The sequence below is a fragment of the Ideonella sp. B508-1 genome (assembly GCF_000333615.1).
Classification (GTDB): domain Bacteria; phylum Pseudomonadota; class Gammaproteobacteria; order Burkholderiales; family Burkholderiaceae_C; genus Ideonella.
Genome location: NZ_BADL01000072.1, coordinates 1 through 4,615, shown reverse-complemented (window position 1 = coordinate 4,615; position 4,615 = coordinate 1). Strand labels below are relative to the sequence as shown.

The following is a 4,615-nucleotide window of genomic DNA, read 5'->3' as shown; positions in this document are numbered from 1 at the left end:
CGCCCAGNACCCGGCGGACCTGGCCTTCGCTCGCGACCGCTCCGGACGCGACAACGGCTACACCGTGGGGGCGGCATGAGCCCGCGCTGGCCCGCCGCCACCGCCGTCCTGGCCTTCCAGGACGAACAGGCGCCCGCCCAGGCCCTGGCCACGGCCCTGCGGCTGCCCTTGCGCCACATCGAGCGCCACCGCTTTCCTGACGGTGAACTCAAACTGACCCTGCCCACGCCGCTGCAGAGCACGGTGCTGCTGTACCGCAGCCTGCACCAGCCCAACGAGAAGCTGGTGGAGCTGCTGATCAGCGGCCCGGCCGCGCGGGCGCTGGGCGCCGAGCGCGTGCTGCTGGTCTGCCCCTACCTGGCCTACATGCGCCAGGACATCGCCTTCCACCCCGGCGAGGCGGTGAGCCAGCGCCACATCGCCAGCCTGCTGGCCAGCCGTTTCGACGGCCTGGTCACCGTGGACCCGCATCTGCACCGCATCGCCTCGCTGGACGAGGTGATGCCGGGCTGCCGCGCGGTCTCGCTGTCGGCCGCCGGCCTGCTGGGCCCATGGGTCTGCCAGCATGTGGCGCAGCCCCTGCTGCTGGGCCCGGACGGTGAGGCCGAGCAATGGGTGCGGGAAGCCGCCTCGGCCTCCGGCTGCGAAGGTGCCTGGTGCCTGAAGGAACGCCACGGCGACCGGGACGTCACGGTGCGCCTGCCCGACGGGATCGATGTCCACGGCCGCGCGGTGGTGCTGATCGACGACATGGCCAGCACCGGCCGCACCCTGGTGGCTGCGGCCCGGCTGGCCCTGGCCGCCGGTGCGGCCTCGGTGGACGTGGCCGTCACCCATGGCCTGTTCGTCGGTGAGGCCATGGCCGAGCTGGCGGCGGCCGGCGTGCGCCATGTCTGGAGCAGCGACTGTGTGCCCCATGCCAGCAATGCCATCCCGGTGGCGCCGCTGCTGGCGCAGGGTGTGGAGCAGGTGCTGGCCGGCTGAGCCCCAGAAACAAGAACACCCCGGAGCCTGAGGCTGCGGGGTGCGCTGAAAGACTGGAGACTTGGTGGGCGGTGCAGGGTTCGAACCTGCGACCCCTGCCGTGTGAAGGCAGTGCTCTACCGCTGAGCTAACCGCCCGGTCTGCGGGTCTGGCTGAAGTGAAACTGGTGGGCGGTGCAGGGTTCGAACCTGCGACCCCTGCCGTGTGAAGGCAGTGCTCTACCGCTGAGCTAACCGCCCGGTTGTCACCACTTCAACAAGAAGTCGTTCCCGGGAAAGTCTGCCATTATGCCATGGCCTTTTCCCACAGGGCAAGCACTTCGCCGGTTTTGTCGATGGACTTCATCACTTGGGCATGGGCGGCCAGTTCAGCCTCGGCCACGGCCACCAGCGGCAGGTCAAAGCTCGACAGGTCCTGGGAACCCAGCTCCAGCGTCGGGCCATCCCCTCCCTCGCTGGCATCGATCACCAGGCTGCCCTGTCCGCGGGTCATGCGGATGTAGACCTCGGCCAGCAACTCCGCGTCCAGCAAGGCGCCGTGCAGCGTCCGGCTGGAGTTGTCCACCTCCAGGCGCTTGCACAGCGCATCCAGCGAGTTGCTCTTGCCGGGGAACATGTCCCGAGCCATCAACAGCGAGTCGGTGACCGAGGCGACGTGGGCATGGAACAGCGGCTTGCCGATGCGCTTGAGCTCGGCATCCAGAAAGCCCACGTCGAAGGCTGCGTTGTGGATGATGATCTCGGCCCCGGCCCAGTAGGCGATCAGGTCGTCCGCCACCGCCGAGAACAGGGGCTTGTCGGCCAGGAACTCGTCGGTCAGGCCGTGCACCCGCACCGCCTCCTCGTTGTTCTTGCGCTCGGGGTTCAGGTAGAAGTGGCGGTTGTTGCCGGTCAGCCGCCGGTTGAACATCTCCACGCAGCCGATTTCGACGATGCGGTCACCGCTGTCGGGCGACAGGCCGGTGGTTTCCGTGTCCAGGAAAATCTGTCTCATGCCTGGGCTCCTGCGCTGGCGCCGATCGGCCGCGCACGGCGGCTGGCCCAGGCCCAGACCAGGGCGCCGCCGACGATCATCGGCACGCACAGCCACTGGCCCATGCTCAGCCCTGTGGTGGCCGGCAGGTCACGCAGGAAGGCATCGGGCTCGCGGAAGTACTCGGCGATGAAGCGAAAGCAGCCATAGCCCATCAGGAAGGCCCCCGACACCTGCCCGGCCCAGCGCGGCTTGCTGCCGTACCACCACAGCAGCATGAAGAGCAGCAGCCCCTCCATGCCGAACTCGTACAGTTGGGAGGGATGACGGGGCAGCGGCGAGCCCGACTGCGGGAACACCATGCCCCAGGGCAGCGAGGGGTCGGCAAAGCGCCCCCAGAGTTCGCCGTTGATGAAGTTGCCGATGCGCCCGCTGGCCAGGCCGGTGGGCACGCAGGGCGCGATCAGGTCGGTCACGTCCCAGAAAGAACGTTTGCGCAACCAGGCGAACAGGGCCATGGCCACCGCCACCCCCAGCAGGCCGCCGTGGAAGGACATGCCGCCCTTCCAGACCGAGAAGATCTCCAGCGGATGGAACAGTAGAAAGCCGGGCTTGTAGAACAGCACATAGCCCAGGGGCCGCCCAGCACCACGCCAAGCACGCCGAAGAACAGCAAGTCCTCCACGTCCCGCGCCGTCCAGCGGGCGTTGGCGAACCAGGGCTTGCGCACCCGCAACCGGGCCAGCCAGAGAAACAGGCCAAAAGCCACGAGGTAGGTGATGCCATACCAGTGGATCTGGACAGGGATGCCAAAACGCGTCAGGTCGAGCGCGATCGGGTTGAACTGCGGGTGAATCAGCATGGGGCGGCATCATAAGCGTCCCGGCTGCGCGAAAATGCGACGGCTGGGGGTGTCCCTGCCCGCAGCCCGACCGCTTTTGCCTTCCGAGCGCCCTACAAACGCCATCAAGCGTCACCGCACATGCCCGCCTACCGTTCCAAGACCTCCACCGCTGGCCGCAACATGGCCGGCGCCCGTTCCCTCTGGCGTGCCACCGGCATGCAGGACGGCGACTTCAGCAAGCCCATCATCGCCATCGCCAACTCCTTCACCCAGTTCGTGCCCGGCCACGTGCACCTGAAGGACCTGGGGCAGCTGGTGGCCCGCGAGATCGAGCGCGCTGGCGGCGTGGCCAAGGAATTCAACACCATCGCGGTGGACGACGGCATCGCCATGGGCCATGACGGCATGCTGTACTCTTTGCCCAGCCGGGACATCATTGCCGACTCGGTGGAGTACATGGTCAACGCCCACTGCGCCGACGCGCTGGTGTGCATCTCCAACTGCGACAAGATCACCCCGGGGATGCTGATGGCCGCGATGCGCCTGAACATCCCGGTGGTCTTCGTCTCGGGCGGCCCGATGGAGGCCGGCAAGGTCAAGCTGGCCGTGCCCGGCACCTCCACCATCCAGATCAAGAAGCTCGACCTGATCGACGCCATGGTGATGGCCGCCGACAGCAAGGTCAGCGACGCCGAGGTGGCCGAGGTCGAGCGCTCGGCCTGTCCCACCTGCGGCAGTTGCTCGGGCATGTTCACCGCCAACTCGATGAACTGCCTGACCGAGGCCCTGGGCCTTTCGCTGCCGGGCAATGGCACGGTGGTGGCCACGCATGCGGACCGCGAACAGCTCTTCCTGCGCGCCGGCCGTCTGGCCGTCGAGCTGTGCCAGCGCTATTACGAGCAGGACGACGAGTCCGTGCTGCCCCGCAGCATCGGCAAGAAGGCCTTCGAGAACGCGATGACGTTGGACATCGCCATGGGCGGCTCCACCAACACCATCCTGCACATCCTGGCCACCGCCCAGGAGGCCGGCATCGCCTTCGACATGGCCGACATCGACCGCCTCTCGCGCGAGGTGCCCCAGCTGTGCAAGGTGGCGCCCAACACCAACAAGTACCACATCGAGGATGTGCACCGCGCCGGCGGCATCATGGCCATCCTGGGTGAACTGGCCCGCGCCGGCAAGCTGCACACCGATGCCCCCACCGTCCACGCCAAGACCATGGGCGACGCACTGGCGCAATGGGACATCGCGGTCACGCAGGACGAGGCGGTCAGAACCTTCTACAAGGCCGGCCCGGCCGGTATCCCGACCCAGGTCGCCTTCAGCCAGAACACCCGCTGGCCGAGCCTGGACCTGGACCGCGCCGAAGGCTGCATCCGCTCCTACGAGCATGCCTTCTCCAAGGAAGGCGGTCTGGCGGTGCTGCGCGGCAACATCGCCCTGGACGGCTGCGTGGTGAAGACCGCCGGTGTGGACGACAGCCTGCTGGTCTTCGAAGGCCCGGCCCATGTGGTCGAGAGCCAGGACGAGGCGGTCGAGCACATCCTGAACGACCAGGTGAAGGCCGGTGACGTGGTCATCGTGCGCTACGAGGGCCCCAAGGGCGGCCCGGGCATGCAGGAGATGCTCTACCCGACCAGCTACATCAAGTCCAAGGGCCTGGGCAAGGCCTGCGCCCTGCTGACCGATGGCCGCTTCTCGGGTGGCACGTCGGGCCTGTCGATCGGCCACTGCTCGCCCGAAGCGGCGGCCGGCGGCACCATCGGTCTGGTCAGGAACGGCGACGCATCCGCATCGACATCCCCGCGCGCT

The 4,615-nt window shown here is 67.8% G+C and carries 2 protein-coding genes, 2 tRNA genes and 2 pseudogenes; 2 read left to right on the top strand and 4 right to left on the bottom strand.

The features are described from left to right. The first annotated feature begins 75 nt into the window (after positions 1-75). The gene (locus tag I73_RS03175) at positions 76-984 is read left to right on the top strand and encodes a ribose-phosphate diphosphokinase (protein WP_022979292.1); all 909 of its coding nucleotides are present in this window, start codon (positions 76-78) and stop codon (positions 982-984) included. Positions 985-1,046: 62 nt separating this feature from the next. Here I73_RS03175 and I73_RS03170 read toward each other — a convergent pair. The 4 genes and pseudogenes from I73_RS03170 to lgt form a co-directional block, all read right to left on the bottom strand. After that, positions 1,047-1,121 (bottom strand) — tRNA-Val (locus tag I73_RS03170). Between the two features lie 27 nt (positions 1,122-1,148). Continuing rightward, a tRNA-Val gene (locus I73_RS03165) sits at positions 1,149-1,223 on the bottom strand. Between the two features lie 46 nt (positions 1,224-1,269). Then, positions 1,270-1,977: a DNA polymerase III subunit epsilon gene (gene dnaQ, locus I73_RS03160; RefSeq protein WP_022979291.1), complete on the bottom strand. Its 708-nt coding sequence runs from the start codon at positions 1,975-1,977 to the stop codon at positions 1,270-1,272. Beyond that, positions 1,974-2,818 (bottom strand): annotated as a pseudogene (gene lgt / locus I73_RS25670) (prolipoprotein diacylglyceryl transferase). The gene dnaQ and the pseudogene lgt overlap by 4 nt, the downstream one beginning before the upstream one ends. Positions 2,819-2,938: 120 nt before the next feature. Between lgt and ilvD the strand changes: the two are divergent. Beyond that, positions 2,939-4,615: pseudogene (ilvD, locus tag I73_RS25665) on the top strand (dihydroxy-acid dehydratase); the annotation flags it as partial.